Genomic DNA, 19,433 nt, shown 5'->3' on the forward strand with positions numbered 1-19,433 from the left:
CTTAAGCAATAACAAGGAAGAAGATTGCTGTCGCGACAATACCGATCAATGCGTAAGGGAGCTGAGTAGTTGCGTGTTGCATTGAAGTACAACCAGAGCCTTGTGCAGAAAGTACAGTCGAGTCACTGAAGAAACATGAGTGGCTGCCAGCAGCAGATGCAGAAAGCAGAGCCGCAACCGTTAGATGCAGTGGCACGCCAAGTTGCTCACCCAATGGCAGAACGATAGGCATTGCAACTGCGAACGTACCCCAAGAAGATGCAGTCGCGAATACCAGAGCGCCGGTAATCAGGAAGATGATCGCAGGGAAGTACGATGCATTCAGGTATGGACTTACCGTTTCGATAACGTACTGCGTTACGCCTAAAGAGTCGTTAACGTTTTTCAGCATGAAGCCGCCGATTACGGTCGCTAGAGGCAGCAGCATAACCTTAATGCCATCGTAAACCGCTTCGAACATATCATTCATCGAAATTAATCGTTGGAAACCGTAGAAGCATACTGTAAAGATAATCGCTACAAATACGCCTGCTAGCAGGTCAATACCGAAGTACCAGCTTGCAGCCACCAGGACAACCATAGGCAACAGGAAGTTGATTAGACCCATTGTAGGGTTGGTATGAGCAGCAATGTCAGAACCAAAATCAACATCAGTCGCGCCATCCGGACGAACCTGACCATTCTTCGCACGTTGCTCTGCCACTTTCATCGCTCCAAGATCCGGGATCTTTTCCAATGCAACTAACAGAACGATTGCTAACGTTACCCAACCGTAAGCCATGTATGGAATCGCTTCGATGTAAGTCTGGATACCTTTACCTGTTTCTGCAACGCCGTTTGACTCTAGCAAAGAACTAAAGAAGATCGCCCACGTAGAGATTGGTACAAGGATACAGATCGGTGCTGCCGTTGAGTCAACAAGGTATGACAGTTTCTCACGGGAGATTTGGTAGCCGTCAGTGACTTTCTTCATTGATGAAGAGATGGCAATCGCGTTTAGGTAATCGTCAATGAAGATCAGAATACCAAGAACAAATGTCATCACCATTGACTGCTTGCGGCTCTTAACTTTTGTTACCAGCATATCTGAGAAGCTCAGGATACTACCACCTTTCTCAAGGATAGCAATCAGGCCGCCCATCAAGCCACATACTAGAATGATCCATGCAATGGTTTCATCCATCATAACTGTCATTGAGATATCAACGATTTGCTCAACTGCCTCTGTAGGGTTCAGCAGTAAAACTCCGGCAATTGCGCCGCTAAAAAGCGCTTCTACCGTTCGGTGCGTCGTTAAAGCGAAGACTAAAACCAATGCGGTTGGTAACAGGCTCATCCAGCCGTATACTTGGCCCTCTTCGTGATTCAATCCAATCGTCGTAAAAAGTACGAATGTCGCAATACAAATTAACGAGATAACAATATGTTGAATGTTGAATTTTAACGGCGCATCCATCGCCTTTGTTTGCGTAGTCATAAAATGCATTTCCTTTGTTTATGCCAATCACAGTGAATAAATGAGCAGAAATAGCGTAGGAAAAATGGTTGATAACAAGGCAAAAATTTTCGATAAGTAGCTAGTCTACAGTCAAAATTTATAACGCAGTTATCAAGCATTTTAACAAGCTAGAATGACCAGTTATTTACTACGATTGGTATTATGCCGAGTGCAACATCCAGTCAATTTCTAATGGCGTGATAGCGCGCTCAAATTCAGCGAGTTCACTGCGTTTGCAGGCCAAATACAGATCGATAAATTCCCTTGAAATGTATTGAGCCAACTCACTGCGATCCAACTGTTCCAGAGCTTCTGACATACGGACAGGTAAGTCAATTGCATCATCGCTTAAGGTTGATGGACATTGTTCTTTGGTATAGTTTTCACTCGCTAATACTGCGGAAAGTACTACTGCAGCGAGGATATAAGGGTTAACGTCAGCTCCGGCGATACGATGTTCAATACGGCGATTTTTGCTATCGCTGATAGGAACACGTAACGCCACGCCACGATGGTTTTCGCCCCAGTCAGCTTTCGTCGGGACGTAAGCGCCAGGAATAAAGCGGCGGAAAGAGTTAACATTAGGACAAATTAATGCCATGGCTCCCGATGTTTGTTCGAGCATCGCCGCCATAGTTTGGTAAAAGAGAGGACTTGCTTTGCCATCTTGCTGGCTAAAGTGATTGTTGCCTTCACTGTCAACCAGACTCAGGTGGATGTGCATACCGTTACCAGCCTGATCACCAAAAGGTTTGGCCATAAAAGTCGCATCAAATCCGTGCTGGTGTGCAACTTGACGAATCAAACGTTTCGCAATGATGATTTCATCACAAGCGCGGAGTACATCTTTTGAATGGTTGAAGTTGATTTCAAATTGACCCGGAGCGGATTCTGAAAGGGCTCCGGAAGTATTTAAGCCTTGATCTAACGCGATTTTGTTTAAGTCTGACAAGAAGTCTGCGTAATCGTCTAATCCATCTAAGTCATACACTTCCGTGTCTTTTTCGCGCGTTTTCTTAGTAGGGTTTATTGCAGTTAACGGCGTACCGTTTTCACCGCGCTGCTTATCAACCAGATAAAACTCAAGCTCCAGGGCGACACAAGGGTATTGATCTTTAGCCTGTAACTTCTCAAGCATAGAAGCAACAATGTTACGAATGAAGAGGGGACTTGGCTGTTTACCTGAGTCATCCATCATGCAAAGAAGTAGTTGACCAACTTGTTCTTTGGCCGTTGGCATTAATGTTCCGCTGATTGGAAAACAAAGGTTGTCTGGCTCGCCTAAATCTTCTCCAAGTCCTGCAGATTCAACAACGTTACCTTTTGTGTCCAGAGTAATAGTAGAGAGAGGCAGTGCGACACCTTTATCCAGTTTTTCCAATGCATCGACTGGAATGCGTTTTCCTCTCGGTGTTGCATTTATGTCAGTAAAGATGAGGTCGATAAACTCAATGTCGGGCCATTGTTGTTTAAAATTTTGAACTTCCTGTAGATACGATTCCATTTTCTTCTCCAAATAGCCAGTGAGTAGAAATTAGAGATAGCTGAATTAACAATTTAATTACAAAGCGTTAATTAATGCGGATGTCATTTCAGTTATATTTAATTTAAACAATCACTTAATGTGTATTCTGGCTTATTAATGGGTTATTTTTGTGCTTTGTTGTTAACTATTTTGTAACAGTCGTTTTTATTTTGTTCAATATAATGAGCATAAATATTCGTTTTTATGGCCTAAAAAGTGCGAAAGATCACATTGTGGCGATAATATAGAACTTCGGTGTTGATAATTTTGTACATGGTTTGTAGTGTTGTTGTTAAATAAATTGAACACGGATATGTCATGACAAACACACGTAAACCCATTATCGGCGTTGTTAGTTGCACCAAGGAGTTAGGTGGCTATCAGATTCAGGCAGTTAATGACTTTTATCTTCGCGCAGTTAAAGATTTTGGCGGATTACCTGTCATGCTAGCGCCAGATATGTCGAGTGATGAAGTCGCGTCAATTTTAGAATTGTGTGATGGCTTCTTGTTCCCGGGCAGTCACTCTAACGTTGCTCCGCATCGATACAACGCAAGCCATACTGAGAATAAGAAAGACGAAGCTAGGGATGAACTGGCTTTGAGCTTGATTCGTCAGGCGGTAGACAAAAACATTCCTTGCCTAGGTATTTGCCGCGGCTTTCAGGAGATGAATGTTGCGTTGGGCGGCACTCTTAACCCTGCGGTTCATGAGTCTGGCTTTAATGACCACCGTGAAGCTCCTGTAGATGATTTTGAACAAAAATACGCACCTGCCCATGCAGTATTAGTTCAGAAAGAGAGCTTGTTTGAACAATGGCTAGTAGAAAATAACTGGGAAAACACGAGTTTCTTTGAAGTTAATACATTACATAATCAAGGGGTTGACCAGTTGGCTCCTGTTTTGAAAATCGAAGCAAAAGCGCCGGATGGATTGGTAGAAGCTTTTAGTCTGGCAGGACAAAAATATTTCGTTGGCGTGCAGTGGCACCCAGAATGGAAAGCAAAAACGAATCATTTCTCACAAATTTTATTTAAAGAATTTATTATGGCGGCTTCTCTTTAATTTTTGGAGCCACATGAATGGACAATCAAGAGATTGGTCGAAATATTGTTCAGTTAAGAAAAAAACATGGATTGTCGCAACGAGAACTAGCCGAACGAGCTGGTATTACCCATAGTGCCATCTCATCTATAGAAAATGGCAAGGTAAGCCCTTCGGTTAGCTCATTGCAAAAAATTGTGAACGTATTTTCTTTATCTCTATCAGAGTTTTTCATTTTTGAACAAACTCGGAACGACGAAGTAAAAGTTGTCGTGACACCAGAAGAACTGGTCGAAATGGGCAGTGAAACGGTGTCGATGAAGCTGGTAACAAACGGCACTAAAGATCAGGTAATCGGATTCTTGATCGAAGAATATGCACCACACGGAACCACAGGTTCTGCTGAAATTAAGCATGAAGGTGAAGAAATTGGCACAGTATTAGAGGGTGAAATTACTCTGGAATACAAAGGCCGTTCTTTTATCATCAAACAAGGTGAGTCGTACGTTATTGATACGACGCAGCCACACAGATTTACGAATCACACAGACAAGGCTTGTCGAATGATAAGTGCGCATACGCCAACCACTTTCTAAGTGGTGCTTGCCTTGTGTGACAACAAGGAGAGCGTATGAAAACTCAAGAGCAATGGATTGAACTTAAAAACAGTCTGAACATCGAAAACAGAGCGTATATCAACGGCGAATACAGTTCTGCGCTTAGTGGCGAAACTATTCCTGTTGTTAACCCGGCAACGGACGAAATTTTTACCGAAATTGCACGTTGTCAAAGTGAAGATGTCGATCTTGCTGTGTCATACGCTCGTAAAGTATTCCAGTCAGGTCAGTGGAGCGAAAGCAGCCCTGCGCACCGTAAAGCAGTGCTAAAGCAATTTGCTGATCTGATTGACGAAAACCGTGAAGAGTTAGCTCTGCTTGAAACTCTTGATACCGGTAAGCCTATCTCTCACAGCTTCTCAACCGATATTCCTGGCGCGGCAAACTCATTGCGCTGGTACGCAGAAGCTATCGATAAAGTGTACGGCGAAGTTGCCCCGACAGAAAAAGACGTTCACGCATTTGTTTCACATCAAGCTATTGGTGTTGTGGCAGCTGTGGTTCCTTGGAACTTCCCGCTTTGGCTAGCTTGCTGGAAACTAGGTCCTGCACTTGCAGCTGGTAACAGCGTTATTCTTAAACCTTCAGAAAAATCTTCTCTCACTGCGATCTTCCTGGGTCAACTTGCTGAGCAAGCTGGTTTGCCAAAAGGCGTATTCCAAGTCATTACAGGCTTTGGTCATGAAGCAGGTGATGCGTTAGCAACTCATAATGACGTTGATTGTATAGCTTTCACTGGTTCTACACGTATCGCTGGCCAGTTAATGATTCGCTCTGGTGAAAGTAACCTTAAACGCGTATTTGCAGAAGCGGGTGGTAAAAACGCTAACATCGTATTTGAAGATTGCGACGATTTAGACCGCGCAGCGGTTGAAACGGCAGCCGGTTGTTTCTATAACCAAGGTGAAGTGTGTGTGGCGGCAACACGTTTACTTGTCCACGAAAGTATTAAAGATCAGTTTATTGAAAAAGTGATTGAGGCAGCTAAAGCCTTTGCACCAAAAGACCCAATGGACCCAAGTTCTTCAATGGGCGCTCTTATTGACCAAGACCACAAATCGAAAGTGTTGGAATACATTACGTTAGGCCAGGCAGAAGGTGCAGTATTGCGCTGCGGTGGCAATGTTGAAGGTCAAGGTGCTTTTGTTGAGCCAACCATTCTGGATAACGTAGACAATCAGTTCCGCGTTGCTCAAGAGGAAATTTTTGGTCCGGTATTATGTGTGATTCCATTTAAGGATGAAGCGCAAGCTATCGAAATTGCCAACGACTCAAAGTACGGCCTGGGCGCTGCACTTTGGAGTAGCAACATTAACCGCGTTCATCGCGTCGCTAAACGCCTGCAAGCTGGTTCAGTATGGGTGAACAACTATAACGAAGGTGACATGACAGTCCCATTTGGTGGATTCAAGATGAGTGGCAACGGTCGAGATAAATCTCTGCACGCCATTGAAAAATTCGCTGAAACCAAAACTACTTGGATTCGCCTACATCCATAAAATTGCTGACGATTAATAAAGGAATATCACTATGAACAAGCATACGGATTCGTTCTACGCTAACTCTGTGCCAAACATGCCAGACTACCCACAACTTCAAGACAACATTGAGTGTGATGTGTGTGTCGTCGGCGCTGGCTTCTCTGGTCTTTCTTCTGCACTACATCTGGCAGAAAAAGGATTTAAAGTCGTCGTGTTAGAAAGTGCAAAAGTAGGTTTTGGAGCAACTGGTCGTAACGGTGGCCAGATCGTTAATAGTTACAGCCGAGATGTTGACGTTATTGAAAGCCGTTACGACCAACACCAGGCAAAAGCACTTTGTGACATGATTTTTGAAGGTGGCGATATTATCCGTGGCCTGGTTGATAAATACGACATCGAGTGTGACTTAAAGCAAGGTGGCTTGTTTACGGCTCTGAATAAAAAGCAACTTAAAGGCCTGGAAGAACATAAGAAAAACTGGGAGCGCTACGGCAACGATCAGTTAACTCTTTTGGATGCAAACGAAGTTGAAAAAGCTGTTGGTACTAAAGTGTATACCGGTGGTTTGCTGGATATGCGTGGCGGACACATTCATCCGCTTAAACTTGCCTTGGGTGAAGCTGCAGCATTTATTTCGCTAGGTGGTCAAATATTCGAACAGTCTGCAGTTGTATCAATTGAAAAGGGTGTTAACCCTGTAGTGAAAACTGCGAAAGGCAATGTTAAGAGTAAATACGTTGTATTGGCAGGTAATGCATATCTTGGCGGTTTGGCACCAAATATCAGCAACAAAGCGATTCCTTGCGGCACTCAAGTTATTGCTACTGAACCACTGAATGAAGAGCAGCTAAAGCAAGTTTTGACCAGTGACTACTGTGTAGAAGATTGTAACTACCTGCTAGATTACTTCCGTTTAACGGCAGATAAACGAATGCTCTTTGGAGGCGGCGTAGTTTACGGTGCGCGCGACCCAGAAAACGTCGAAGCCTTAATCCGTCCTAAGCTGGAAAAAGTTTTCCCTCAATTAAAAGGCATTAAGATAGATTACGCGTGGACAGGTAACTTCCTGCTTACTTACTCACGCATGCCCCAGTTCGGCTCTTTTGCTGACAACATCTACTACCTGCAAGGTTACAGTGGCCATGGTGTTACCTGTACGCACCTGGCTGGTAAGTTACTGGCAGAAGCATTAACCGGACATGCTGAACGATTTGATGCGTTCGCAGCATTAAAACACTATTCATTCCCTGGTGGCCGTCACTTCCAAATTCCATTTACTGCAATGGGTGCGGCATACTACAACCTACGTGACAAACTGGCGATTTAAGAGATAAGGAATATCCAATGAGCAAAGTAGTTAAATTTGCAGCCCTTCAGCTAACTAAGAGCTGGGATCTGGAAGATAATCTAGAAAAAGCAAAAAAGACGATTCGTGAAGCGGCACAAAACGGAGCGAATGTGATTCTTCCTCAGGAACTCTTCGCAGCACCTTACTTCTGTAAAAAGCAAGAAGCAAAATATTTTGAACTGGCAGAAGAGACAGAAAATTGCCGCCTGATCAAAGAGATGAGTGCATTGGCGAAAGAGTTGGGTGTAGTTATTCCAGTCAGCTATTTTGAAAAAGCGGGCAATACGTTTTTTAACTCGCTAGTCATGATTGATGCAGACGGTACAGTACTGGATAACTACCGTAAGTCGCACATTCCTGATGGTCCGGGTTACAGTGAGAAGTACTACTTCAGCCCTGGTGATACCGGCTTTAAAGTATGGCAAACCAAATTTGGTAAGTTTGGCGCTGGTATCTGTTGGGATCAATGGTTCCCTGAGCTTGCTCGAAGCCTTGCTCTACATGGTGCAGAAGCGATCTTCTATCCGACAGCAATCGGTTCTGAGCCACAAGATCCAACACTGGACTCTCGTGATCACTGGCAACGCACAATGCAAGGTCACTCGGCAGCAAACCTAGTGCCGGTAATCGCTTCAAACCGTGTAGGCACTGAAGTGGATGACGGCATTGAAACGACGTTCTACGGCTCTTCATTCATCACTGACCACACAGGTGCAAAAATTGCTGAAGCACCACGTGAAGGTGAGACGATCATTTACGCAGAAATTGACTTAGAAGCAACGGCGAAAGCTCGTCATGCTTGGGGTCTGTTCCGTGACCGTCGTCCAGAGCTTTATACAAGTGTTGGTAAGTTAGCTGTTTAAAGAGGCGTTACTATGAAGTTATCTACAACACCAGTACAAGATGGCTTCTATTTTCCGGCTGAATTTCAGCCGGTAAGTGAAGTCTGGCTAGCTTGGCCTGAACGACGTGATAACTGGCGTGATGGTGCGATTCCAGCACAAGAAACGTTCGCCAGAATCGCAAATGCAATAGTCGACGTGACCAAAGTAAGTGTCGCTGTTTCTTCACAGAACTTTGATCGCGCGCGTCAGTTACTGCATTCAGAAGTTAGATTGGTGGAAATTCCGTTTAACGATGCATGGATGCGCGATATCGGTCCGACGGTTCTTGTTAATAAGGCCGGTGAACGCCGTGGTATTAGCTGGCAGTTCAATGCTTGGGGTGGAGAATACAACGGCCTTTATGATAACTGGCAGCAAGACGATTTAGTCGCAGGATCAGTTTGTGACATTATCGGCATTGACTACTACCGAGCGCCTTTCGTGCTTGAGGGTGGTGCGATTCATACTGACGGAGAAGGGACACTGTACACGACAGAAGAGTGTCTTCTGAGCCCTGGTCGTAACCCGCACCTTAGCCAAGCACAAATTGAAGAACAATTGAAAGAATATCTCGGCATCGAAAAAGTCATTTGGGTACCAAATGGTTTATTCAATGACGAAACCGATGGTCACGTGGATAACTTACTTCACGTGATTGCACCGGGCAAAGTCGTGTTGAGCTGGACTGACGATCCAAGTGATCCACAGTATGAGCTTTCACGACAAGCTGAAAAAGTGCTGAAGTCACAGAAAGATGCGAAGGGACGAGACATCGAGATTGTACGTTTACCTTTGCCAGGACCGCTGCACTACAGTGAAGTTGAGGCTAATGGCGTTGAAGCTAGCGCAGGAATGAACCGACATGCCGGCGAGCGACTCAGCGCATCATATGCAAACTTTCTAATTGTTAACGATCACGTGTTTTTACCAATGCTGGATGACGAAACGGATTCGTTAGCGGTAGATATTTTGCAAAACGCGATGCCGGAACATCAAATCATTGCTATACCGTCAAGAGAAGTGCTGCTTGGCGGGGGGAACATCCACTGTATAACGCAGCAGATCCCAGCTTAAAAAGCGAATGCATCGCCACCAATTCCTCTTTCTTCGTATTGTAGAGAAATGTGGCGCTGCAAAGCGGTTAAAAGGAATAACCATGGAACAGATAAAAAACAAAAGCCTTCTTTCGTTCATGGCAGCGAGTGAAGCGCAGGGTACTGCAGTAACGAACCCAGCCACTGGCGAGGTTCTTGGTTATGCGCCAGTAACGACAGAAAACGATATTCTTGACGGTATTGAGCGCGCAAGTGTTGCGCAAAAAGAGTGGGCAGCGCTACCAGCAAAAACACGTTCTGGCTTGCTTAACCGTTGGTACCAACTTCTATTAGAAAATAAAGAAGACCTTGGTCGTCTGATGACTTTAGAGCAAGGTAAACCATTAGCAGAGGCTCAGGGTGAAGTACTTTACGGTGCCAGCTTTATTGAATGGTTTGCCGAAGAAGCTAAACGCACTTACGGTGATACCATTCCTGCGCCGAGCGCAGACAAACGTATTGTCACCATCAAGCAACCAATTGGCGTTGCATGTGCAATCACGCCATGGAATTTCCCAATCGCGATGATCACACGTAAAGCGGGTCCTGCATTAGCTGCTGGCTGTAGTTTTATTGTGAAACCATCTGAAGCAACGCCGTTTTCTGCCTTTGCAGTGGCGGAGCTCGCTTACCAGGCAGGAATCCCTCGCGATGTGCTGCAAGTGGTGCTTGGTGAAAGCTCACGTCAGGTAGGTGGCATTTTTACTTCACATCCACTGATTCGTAAGTTGTCTTTCACTGGTTCTACTCAAGTGGGTAGTGTGCTGATGCAGCAAAGTGCGGGTGACATCAAACGTACGTCGATGGAACTGGGTGGCAACGCACCGTTTATTGTATTTGACGACGCTGATATCGATGCGGCGGTGACAGGCGCTATCGCTTCTAAATTCCGTAACGCAGGCCAAACATGTGTCTGTGCTAACCGCTTTTATGTACACAGCAAAGTGTATGACGAGTTTGTTGCCAAGTTTGATGTGGCTGTTCAACAGCTTAAAGTTGGTAATGGCTTAGAAGAGGGCGTGAATATTGGCCCTGTGATCAGCGAATCTGCAAAGCAAGGCATTCAAGCGCTTATTGACGGCGCTATCGAGCAAGGTGCTAAGCCAGTGTCTGAGCTAAAAGAACTGGATGGCCTTTTCATGCAGCCTGTGGTGCTAAAAGACGTCACTCACGACATGAAGATTGTCTCTGAGGAGATCTTCGGCCCTGTTGCGCCAGTTATCCGCTTTGATAATGACGAACAGCTTATCGAAATGGCCAACGATACTATCTACGGCCTTGCATCTTACTTCTACAGCCAAAACATTCACCGCGTATGGAAGATTGCAGAAGCGCTGGAATACGGCATGGTGGGTATCAACGAAGGCTTAATCTCTACTGAAGTGGCTCCTTTTGGCGGTGTTAAACAGTCCGGTATCGGACGTGAAGGTGCGAAACAAGGTATTGATGAGTACATGGACGTGAAATACCTCTGCTTTGGTGGCAACTAATTAAGGATAAAACAATGACAAACAAACAACTACAAGAAAGAAGAAGCCAAGTAATTGCTCAAGGCATGGGCGCTCTGTACCCACTTTACGTTGAGAAAGCAGAAAATGCGCACGTATGGGATATCGAAGGTAACAAATACATCGACTTCGCAGCTGGCATTGCGGTAACCAACACTGGTCACTCTAACAAACGCATCACCGAAGCAGTAAAAGCTCAGTTGGATAATTTCTCTCACACCTGTGCGATGGTTACACCTTATGCATCATTTGTTGAACTGGCTGAAAAGCTGACAGAACTTGCACCCGGTGAAACTAAGAAGAAAGCAATCTTCCTGACGACAGGTGCAGAAGCGGTAGAAAACGCAGTAAAAGTGGCGCGCGCTCATACAGGTCGCAGCGGCGTGATTGCATTTAAAGGCGGTTTCCACGGCCGTACCAACATGACAATGGGCCTAACGGGTAAAGTTGCGCCATACAAAGCAGGCTTTGGTCCGTTCCCGAACGAAATTTACCATGCACCTTACCCAAATGCGTTCCACGGCATCAGCGTTGAGCAAAGCTTACAAGCGATTGACGATCTGTTTGCCTGTGATATCGAACCGTCACGTGTTGCAGCGATTATCTTCGAACCGGTACAAGGTGAGGGTGGTTTCTACAAGGCGCCTGAAGCATTTGCACAAGGTTTGCGTCAGCTGTGTGATAAGCACGGTATCATGTTGATTGCAGATGAGATCCAGACTGGCTTTGCTCGTACGGGTAAAATGTTTGCGACAGAGTACCTGGGTATCGAACCAGATCTAATGACAATGGCAAAAGGCATTGCTGGTGGTTTCCCAATCTCAGCAGTTGTTGGTAAAGCACATGTGATGGATTCTGCACTACCAGGTGGTTTAGGCGGTACTTACGCTGGCTCTCCACTTGGCTGTGTTGCAGGACTTGAAGTACTTAAAATCATCGAAGAAGAAGATTTGTGTGCGAAAGCGATGGGTATTGGCGAAGTCGTTAATGCACGTATGACGACGCTGCAAAAATCAGTGCCTGCTATCGGTGAAATACGTACTACAGGTGCAATGATGGCGATTGAGTTTACTGATCCTCAATCAGGTCAACCACTACAAGACATGACAAAAGCGGTTATTTCTAAAGCGCAAGAAAACGGTCTTATCTTGCTTTCATGTGGTGTAAAAGCGAACGTTGTACGTCTGCTTCCGCCTCTGACTATTGAGCCTGAAGTGCTGAGCGAAGGTTTGGACAAGCTTGAAAAAATCATTCTTGAATTGGCGTAATATTTAAACGTAACAAAGTACTAGAATTTAAAAGGGGAAGTGACCGGTTGGTCACTTCCCCTTTTTAGTGTTACTTATATACCCAAGTGACTTCAAAATGCAGGATTCAGAGCGTTGTCACTGATTCAAGTTCAAGGAAAACGACGCCGTGGAATAGCGAGCTCTTTCCAAGTTGTTTAACGACGAAATTGTGTCAGTGACACGCTCCCGAAGGGCGAGTTGCCTTGGCTTACATACTTTGTTAACGATTTTTGATTTAGAACCACTAGATCATCAAATCGTTGCCTCGTCTGTAAGCCAAGGCATTCTCGCTGAACCGAGCATCTTGAGGTTACTTGGGTATAGATATTTTATTTATTGAAGAACTTCATCATAAGTTGTGGCAGTAGTGAAACCAGGATCATACTCAACATTAACCCATATTGAAGTAGTGTGAAGCTTTCGCCGAGCAACAATAGGCCAGACAAGATACCCGCAATTGGGTTAATAATGTTGCCAAACGTAAAGTCGACCACAGACATTCTCTGCAGAAGCCATACATACATGGTGTAACTTAAGGCGGTATTAAATAAGATTACCCAAAGTAGTCCTAACGTATTGTTCAGGGAAATGTTTTTGAGTGTACTGAGATAGGGCTCCGGATTTAGGGTTGCCATCACACCAGAAACAACGGTCAAAATTACCCCACCAATAATGAGTTGCCAGGTAAGCACCGTCCACCAATGCATTCGTGCTCCCATTAATTTAGTCACACTGCTACCAATAACAATACACATAATTGCAGCAAACATCGCAAGCAAACCAACTGGATTTAGTGTAATTGTCTGTGGGTTAAACAAGAGCCAAGCGAGGGCGATCAAAGCAACACCTCTAAATACCTGCATTGTACCTGGCTTTCGCTTGTAAACTGCCCAGTGATATAGCATTGCGAATACGGGTATTGAAATCATACCAACGCCAGCAATGGCGGCTGGGAGCGTTAGCGCCATGACAAAGACGAGGCAAAAGAACATTGCGATGTTTATCGTGCCTAAAACAAACAGAGGTTTCCACTCGTGCTTTTGCGGTAATGTTGGTTTTAGTGCGAGCAATAGAAGGCCTGCCGGGAGTGCTCGTATTGCACCCAGGAGAATAGGAGGCCAGTCCGGAACCGTAAACTGGGTTACGGCATAAGTTGTACCCCAGAAAAATGCAGGGATCATCGCGAGCAAAATGTTCATATTAAATATCTTTACGTTAAGATAATTAATTGTAAAGATACGCCTAAGGTTACTTTTTGTAAAGTATCTTTATGTTAAAGTAATTCTGCAGTTAAGGTTGCTTTGGAGAAAATGACATATGGACGCAATAGACAGAGTAGTTGAACAGTGGTTTAAGGAAAAGCCTGAGCTTGACACTCAGCCGATGGCAATTATGGGGCGGCTGATGAGAATTGCTAAATACATGGAAACACGCGTCGCTGAGCTTCATAAGCAGTATGACCTTAAAATGGGTGAGTTTGATGTGCTGGCTACCTTACGCCGGTCAGGGGCTCCGTATCGTTTAACACCGTCAGCATTAATTGATTCAATGATGCTGACTTCAGGTGCGATGACCAATCGTTTGGATAAACTGGAGAAGAAAGGCTTAATCTCCAGAGAACACAGTAAAGAAGATAGACGCAGTGTTACTGTTGAGTTGACTTCTGATGGTTTGCAGCTCATTGATAATCTGATTCTGGAGCATGTTGAAGTTCAGCACGGTTTCATCCGAGGCTTATCTGATGAAGAAAAGGTACAGGTTAATAAGGCGCTAAAGACTTTATTACCGCAATTTGAGTAGCAAACAGAGGGTACGTCTGTGACAAGCAAAGAACTAGAGCAATACCTAAATATGTTTATGTGCGCTGAGAGTGACTTTCCGTTTGGCCCGGACGCCTTGGTTTTTAAAATCAAGGGCAAAATGTTTGCGATCCTTGCGCAGCGTGACGGGCGTGAGTATGTCAGTGTGAAGGTGGAACCTGAAGACGGTGAGGTACTGACTTCTCAGTTTACGGATATCATACCCGGCTATCATCTCAACAAGAAACATTGGGTTACCGTGTATTTTAATGGTGACGTAGAGGATGGGCTGATCCAGGACTTGTGTGAACGATCGTACGAGCTTGTCATTGCTAAGATGAGCAAAGCGCAACGGGCGTCACTTGGTTTTCAATAGTGTTCTATGAAAAACTCGCACCTTTATTAACTTAGGACTATATAACAAATAGTAAGTTAAAAAAGGGGGGGAGTGTCATGCGCGCACTATCTGATTGGCTTAAAGCCTATGGTGAAAGTCATCAAAACCCAATTAATCGTAAAATTCACACCATTGCCGTACCAGGCATTTACCTTTCAGTGGTTGGGCTTATCTGGTCGATCCCTTCTCTGACTATTGGCGACATCCATATTAACTGGGTGTGGTTGGCAGTTATTCCTGTGTGGATATTTTATTTCCGGCTCTCTTTAAGCGTTTTCATGATGATGTTGGGCTACACGTTAGCGTGTATTGGTCTGATTTGGGCGATGGAAGTTTTGCAGTTGCCAGTCCTTTATATCTCATTAGTTCTCTTTGGTGTGCTCTGGATGCTGCAATTCATTGGTCACAAGATCGAAGGTACGAAACCCTCATTTTATGAAGATTTACAATTTCTCCTTATTGGTCCGATTTGGGTATTCAGAAAGCAGTAAGCTTCTGGGACACCGAGTTCGATCTGCAACCTTTGACTCTTAGCACTATGATTAAAGTAACTCAGATTCTTTAAACTAAGTTGTCATACTCTTTGTAACGAATTGAGGGCGGGAGGTATCACATGTACAACCGCGAACACAAATACGTTTATTGGAGAGAGGAGCGTAAAAAAGGTAAATGGCATTACATTTTCAAATCATTCTTGATGATTTGTAGTGCTTTGCTGCTTGGAAAAGTTATTGGCCTGTTTGTTTTTGATGAACTTGATTCCCTTCGAAGCATTACAGAGCAGTTGCCTGCTGATCTGTTCATTATGATGCTGGTGGGTATTCCTATTAGTGTGATCGGTTGGTACCACGAAGAGTCAAAGTTTTTCAGGGCGTTAAGGCGAAAAGACAAGCAACTCAAGAGACAGCGAAACCGCTCTGACCAAAGCCGATAGCTTACCTGGAACTATGGGGTTACATCAGGCATCCGAATACAGTTTATCCAACTGATTTTGATATTTCTGTTCCAGAGCGTCGTTTCCGGCGGCACGCTCTAATTCAACCATAAGTTGTAGTGACGGTTTTTTAATGCCATAAGTTTGGTTAAATCGCATCAGACGAATTCTTGCTTCAGTATAATTACCGGAATCAATTTCAAGCTTAGCGAGTTGAAGGATCGATTTTGGTCTGTGAGGGTCATGGTCAATAGCGCGTGTGAAGTAATGCTTCGCTTTGTCTTTATCGTTTGACTTTAACGCACAAAATGCTGCGTTTTCGTAACTTGCAGGGATCAGGTAGTAATAGGGTTGTTCTATCGCTTTAGTGAACATCTGGTCCGCTTTTTCAAACTGGCCGCGCTTACATAAAAAGGTGCCGTAGTTATTCAGTACGTTGCCGTTTTTGGTGTGTTGGCGTAATGAGCGTTTGTACATCTCCTCCGCTTTTGAGTCTTCGCCGACCTTTTCGTAGTAATGTGCCATGGAAAGCTGCGCGCGGTAATAACTTGGTGCGTGGCTAAGCGCTTGTTGCAGATTGTCGTGTGCACGGATGTTACTTCCGCCTTCGAGGTAACCAAGACCAAGTGCAATACGAGATTCTGCCATTGCGATAGGATCAGCTTTAACGACTGGGCCACCATCTTTTTTCACCGTCACACAGCCTGCCAGTGAAAACTGAACCATCAATAGAAGTGTACCGAGCTTAACCGTTTTCATTTCTCATCCCTACATACCTGAGTCTCACCGCATGATATGAAATACGTGACAAAAGCCTATTGATGAAAAATTACTATGCGATCAGGTTTGCAATCTGGCAGGAAAAAGCCGCCGGATGGCGGCTTAGTTCACATAGTCAGCCAAAATCAAATATAAGGAAGACTATAAGTCTTTGATTATTAGCAGTTCAATTAAGTTAACTTTATATTTAATCGTCTTTAGTAAAGGCGTCTTCACTGAAATGATCGAGATCGTACGGTGTTTGTTGGTAAACACAGTAGTTTAGCCAGTTGGCAAATAGCAGATGCCCGTGACTCCGCCAGCTCGCGATTGGGGTATTATCCGGGTTATTGTTCGGATAGTAGTTAACCGGGATAGCAGGCTCCATTCCTTCACCTAAATCGCGAATGTATTCGTTATGCAAAGTGTGAGAATCATACTCAGGATGGCCAGTAACAAAGACGTTACGCTTGTCTTTGGTTGTTGCCAGGTATACACCGGCGACATCAGAGGTCGCTAAGATATCCAGATCCGTATGTTCTTCCAGGTAGTGAGGTGAAAAGTCAGCATAACGTGAATGAGGTGCCAGAAACGTGTCGTCAAAGCCGCGTAATATTGGATGATACTGGTTATGGATCTCATGATGATAAACACCAGAGAGCTTTTCTTTACGCGTTTTCTTAGGTAAATCGTAAAGTAATTTCAAACCAGCCTGAGCAGCCCAACATACATACAGGGTAGAGGTCACATGGTCTTTAGCCCACTCCATGATGGTCTTTAGGTGATCCCAATACAGCACATCTTCAAATTGCACTAGACCTAATGGTGCACCCGTGATGATCAAACCATCAAAGTTTCTGCCTTTGACCATTTCAAACTGACGGTAGAAGTTATCGAGGTGCTCGGTTGGCGTATTCTTGCTCGGGCGATCATCAATTCTTAGTAGTTCTACATTGACTTGAAGAGGGCTGTTAGAGAGTAAACGCAGAAACTGAGTTTCGGTTTCTATCTTCTTCGGCATTAGATTCAGGATCAGTACTCGTAACGGACGTATTTCCTGACTTGCCGCTCTGGTTTCACTCATCACGAAGATGTTTTCTGTTCTGAGTATGTCAGATGCAGGTAATTGATCTGGAATTCGGATTGGCACGACTATCTCTCCCTAGTTTTAGTCTTCTAGACGTCTATACATCTAAAGCTAACTCAATTTGAATTAGATGTCGATACGGAATGTGACTTTCAACAAGTTTAATCCTTAAGCATTAGAGTGAACAACATAACGTGTTTAGCGAGTTATCAGCGAATGGGCAATATGACCATATAAATGTGATTTAAGCTTTATTTTTGATGAGAGATGATTGAAACGACAGAGACATCATTTGATGGAAAATATGCGATCACGCTAATATAGATAGGTGGATAAGTAGGCAGTTATGCGATACACAAGAAAATTTTCCGTCTCCTTGTTACATGGAGTATTTGTAGCTGGAGATTAGTTGTCAATGGAGGACACTATGTTCGGTATTTTTAAGCGAAAAACGGATATTCAGAGCATCGCTCACCAAGTACCCAGCATACTGCTGAGTATGTTTGGCGATAAAAGCACTTATGCCCCAGAGGAAGTTGACATCGCACTGCAACAACTTGGTTACGATAAAGAGAAAGATATTCACCACCATCACTATGCTTATGGAATGTTTGTGAATGAATCAAGTTATCAACAGCTAGGTTTGACGGATGAACTGGGCAACTACAGCCATTTCCAGCGCGAAGTGGGTAAGATGCTACTTAACACCCCAGAGCCTATCGACATGCACATCTACTTTGCCATTTCACAGCAATATCAAAAGAGCTGTAGCAAGACTCTTCACTAAACTTCAAGACGCCGTGACAATGGTTTGTCACGGTGTTTTACTGTCAATCCAGTACAATAACCCACCCATTCCAGACGAAATCTTTGCTAAAGCTCTTAATTGTGCGATTAGTGGAGTTATCTTACGTCAAGTTCATAAAAGTAATTAGATAATTTACTCTAAACAGTGCTAACGTGCGCATCATCTTTATCGCCTACACAAATTTTGGCTGACCCCATTCCGCTGTGCGTGCTGTGTAGTGTGTCGGAGATTTTTGAAATACCAGCGCTTTAACTTTTGCCAAAAGCGCAATCAATGATAAAGGTGTATGCAATTATCATTGATTTTTAATTACTTATAGATGGGCACATCTGACAATACTGTTATGAAAAAACAAAAAGAGCTTAAATTTCAGGCTCAATTCCTATTACCAAGGTATTGGGGAACTTTACTTTTAATTGGGGTGATGTACTTACTAAGCCTTCTTCCTTTCAGGGTTCAACTGTTCTTAGGGCGTAATATCGGTCGTTTGGCGATGCGTTTAATGAAAAAGCGTCAGGTTACGATAAGACGCAACCTTGAGCTCTGTTTTCCATCTATGGATGCAAGCGAGCGAGAAGCGATTGCAAAATCCAATATAGATAACTCAGGAATTGCACTGTTTGAGACAGCGATGGCTTGGTTCTGGTCAGACAGAAGAGTCAATAAACATGTGACGATAAAAGGGATGGAGCACGTCGAAGCGTTAGAAAAAGATGGTAAGGGTGTGTTGATGCTAGCCGTTCATTCCATGAACTTAGAGCTGGGTGCGCGTGCTTTTGGTATCAAAAAATCCGGAATGGGGGTTTACCGACCTAACAACAATCCGTGTTTTGATTACTTTCAGTATAAGGGACGCTCTCGTTCTAATCGTACGTTGATCGGCCGAAAAGATGTAAGAAGAATGCTCGATGCTCTAAATTCAGGGGAGAGAGTCTGGTATGCACCCGATCATGATTACGGAACCAGACGCTCCACCTTCGCTCCTTTCTTTGCGGTTAAAAATGCGTGCACCACAACCGGAACAAGCTTGCTGGTGGATGAAACGGATTGTGCAATAGTCCCATTTACCATGGTGAGAGGGGAAGATGGGCACTACACGCTAACTATAAGGAAGCCAGTAGAAGGGTTCCCGAAAGGAGAACCTAACCGTGCAGCGATTTTTACCAATAGAATTATTGAAGAGTCCATTATGGCGAGCCCTAGCCAATATATGTGGTTACATCGCCGCTTTAAGACAAGACCTGAAGGTGAAGAGTGTTTGTACAAGTCACCGTTACGTCCGGTTATGGTATAGAAACGTTTCGTTTTGACATGTGATTCCGACGGTGTTTAGGCGGACTCACAATATGGAAAGTGACAAA

The 19,433-nt window shown here is 44.2% G+C and carries 18 protein-coding genes and 1 pseudogene; 14 read left to right on the forward strand and 5 right to left on the reverse strand.

Annotated elements, in window-relative coordinates:
• Nucleotide 1 precedes the first annotated feature (1 nt).
• Nucleotides 2–1,477 (reverse strand): Na+/H+ antiporter NhaC family protein, encoded by a 1,476-nt coding sequence (locus KHN79_RS06440; protein ID WP_182007935.1) that lies wholly within the window; start codon nt 1,475–1,477, stop codon nt 2–4.
• Between the two features lie 181 nt (nt 1,478–1,658).
• Entirely contained in the window at nt 1,659–3,002 is a 1,344-nt protein-coding gene (locus tag KHN79_RS06445) for a glutamine synthetase family protein (protein ID WP_182007934.1), read from the reverse strand.
• 339 nt (nt 3,003–3,341) lie between these two features.
• Between KHN79_RS06445 and KHN79_RS06450 the strand changes: the two are divergent.
• The 8 genes and pseudogenes from KHN79_RS06450 (at nt 3,342) to gabT (ending at nt 12,267) form a co-directional block, all read left to right on the forward strand.
• Nucleotides 3,342–4,203: pseudogene (locus tag KHN79_RS06450) on the forward strand (gamma-glutamyl-gamma-aminobutyrate hydrolase family protein).
• Nucleotides 4,106–4,663 carry an HTH-type transcriptional regulator PuuR gene (gene puuR / locus KHN79_RS06455; protein ID WP_182007932.1) on the forward strand — a complete coding sequence of 186 codons (558 nt, stop codon included), beginning with the start codon at nt 4,106–4,108 and terminating at the stop codon, nt 4,661–4,663. Before KHN79_RS06450 ends, puuR begins: the two are co-directional and overlap by 98 nt.
• Before the next feature lie 35 nt (nt 4,664–4,698).
• Complete coding sequence (locus KHN79_RS06460) at nt 4,699–6,183, forward strand: aldehyde dehydrogenase (RefSeq protein WP_182007931.1); 1,485 nt, start codon at nt 4,699–4,701, stop codon at nt 6,181–6,183.
• 31 nt (nt 6,184–6,214) lie between these two features.
• Entirely contained in the window at nt 6,215–7,492 is a 1,278-nt protein-coding gene (locus tag KHN79_RS06465; RefSeq protein WP_182007930.1) for an FAD-binding oxidoreductase, read from the forward strand.
• Between the two features lie 17 nt (nt 7,493–7,509).
• The gene (gene aguB, locus KHN79_RS06470) at nt 7,510–8,376 is read left to right on the forward strand and encodes an N-carbamoylputrescine amidase (RefSeq protein WP_182007929.1); all 867 of its coding nucleotides are present in this window, start codon (nt 7,510–7,512) and stop codon (nt 8,374–8,376) included.
• 12 nt (nt 8,377–8,388) lie between these two features.
• Complete coding sequence (gene aguA, locus KHN79_RS06475) at nt 8,389–9,471, forward strand: agmatine deiminase (RefSeq protein WP_182007928.1); 1,083 nt, start codon at nt 8,389–8,391, stop codon at nt 9,469–9,471.
• An 82-nt stretch (nt 9,472–9,553) separates the two neighbouring features.
• Complete coding sequence (locus KHN79_RS06480) at nt 9,554–10,981, forward strand: NAD-dependent succinate-semialdehyde dehydrogenase (RefSeq protein WP_182007927.1); 1,428 nt, start codon at nt 9,554–9,556, stop codon at nt 10,979–10,981.
• Nucleotides 10,982–10,995: 14 nt separating this feature from the next.
• Nucleotides 10,996–12,267: a 4-aminobutyrate--2-oxoglutarate transaminase gene (gene gabT / locus KHN79_RS06485; RefSeq protein WP_182007926.1), complete on the forward strand. Its 1,272-nt coding sequence runs from the start codon at nt 10,996–10,998 to the stop codon at nt 12,265–12,267.
• Nucleotides 12,268–12,617: 350 nt separating this feature from the next.
• On the opposite strand, the gene KHN79_RS06490 is transcribed toward gabT, so the two are convergent.
• Entirely contained in the window at nt 12,618–13,487 is an 870-nt protein-coding gene (locus KHN79_RS06490) for an EamA family transporter (RefSeq protein ID WP_182007925.1), read from the reverse strand.
• Between the two features lie 118 nt (nt 13,488–13,605).
• Here KHN79_RS06490 and KHN79_RS06495 point away from each other — a divergent pair, with 118 nt between their 5' ends.
• The 4 genes from KHN79_RS06495 to KHN79_RS06510 all read left to right on the forward strand — a co-directional run bounded on the left by KHN79_RS06495 (nt 13,606) and on the right by KHN79_RS06510 (nt 15,418).
• Nucleotides 13,606–14,088: a MarR family transcriptional regulator gene (locus KHN79_RS06495; protein WP_182007924.1), complete on the forward strand. Its 483-nt coding sequence runs from the start codon at nt 13,606–13,608 to the stop codon at nt 14,086–14,088.
• An 18-nt stretch (nt 14,089–14,106) separates the two neighbouring features.
• The gene (locus tag KHN79_RS06500; protein ID WP_182007923.1) at nt 14,107–14,463 is read left to right on the forward strand and encodes an MmcQ/YjbR family DNA-binding protein; all 357 of its coding nucleotides are present in this window, start codon (nt 14,107–14,109) and stop codon (nt 14,461–14,463) included.
• A gap of 77 nt (nt 14,464–14,540) precedes the next feature.
• The gene (locus KHN79_RS06505) at nt 14,541–14,975 is read left to right on the forward strand and encodes an Mpo1-like protein (protein WP_182007922.1); all 435 of its coding nucleotides are present in this window, start codon (nt 14,541–14,543) and stop codon (nt 14,973–14,975) included.
• Between the two features lie 122 nt (nt 14,976–15,097).
• Nucleotides 15,098–15,418 (forward strand): hypothetical protein, encoded by a 321-nt coding sequence (locus KHN79_RS06510; RefSeq protein ID WP_182007921.1) that lies wholly within the window; start codon nt 15,098–15,100, stop codon nt 15,416–15,418.
• A gap of 24 nt (nt 15,419–15,442) precedes the next feature.
• Here KHN79_RS06510 and pilW read toward each other — a convergent pair whose 3' ends face one another.
• On the reverse strand, nt 15,443–16,177 hold the full coding sequence (gene pilW, locus KHN79_RS06515) for a type IV pilus biogenesis/stability protein PilW (RefSeq protein ID WP_182007920.1): 735 nt from the start codon (nt 16,175–16,177) through the stop codon (nt 15,443–15,445).
• Between the two features lie 208 nt (nt 16,178–16,385).
• Nucleotides 16,386–17,327 carry a homoserine O-succinyltransferase gene (gene metA / locus KHN79_RS06520; protein WP_182007919.1) on the reverse strand — a complete coding sequence of 314 codons (942 nt, stop codon included), beginning with the start codon at nt 17,325–17,327 and terminating at the stop codon, nt 16,386–16,388.
• Between the two features lie 364 nt (nt 17,328–17,691).
• Here metA and KHN79_RS06525 point away from each other — a divergent pair, with 364 nt between their 5' ends.
• Both KHN79_RS06525 and KHN79_RS06530 read left to right on the forward strand, forming a co-directional pair.
• Nucleotides 17,692–18,051, forward strand: a complete 360-nt coding sequence (locus KHN79_RS06525; protein WP_182007918.1) for a hypothetical protein — start codon at nt 17,692–17,694, stop codon at nt 18,049–18,051.
• Between the two features lie 364 nt (nt 18,052–18,415).
• The gene (locus KHN79_RS06530; RefSeq protein ID WP_211907266.1) at nt 18,416–19,366 is read left to right on the forward strand and encodes an LpxL/LpxP family Kdo(2)-lipid IV(A) lauroyl/palmitoleoyl acyltransferase; all 951 of its coding nucleotides are present in this window, start codon (nt 18,416–18,418) and stop codon (nt 19,364–19,366) included.
• Nucleotides 19,367–19,433 lie beyond the last annotated feature (67 nt).

Source organism: Vibrio sp. B1FLJ16 (assembly GCF_905175385.1).
Lineage (GTDB): Bacteria > Pseudomonadota > Gammaproteobacteria > Enterobacterales > Vibrionaceae > Vibrio.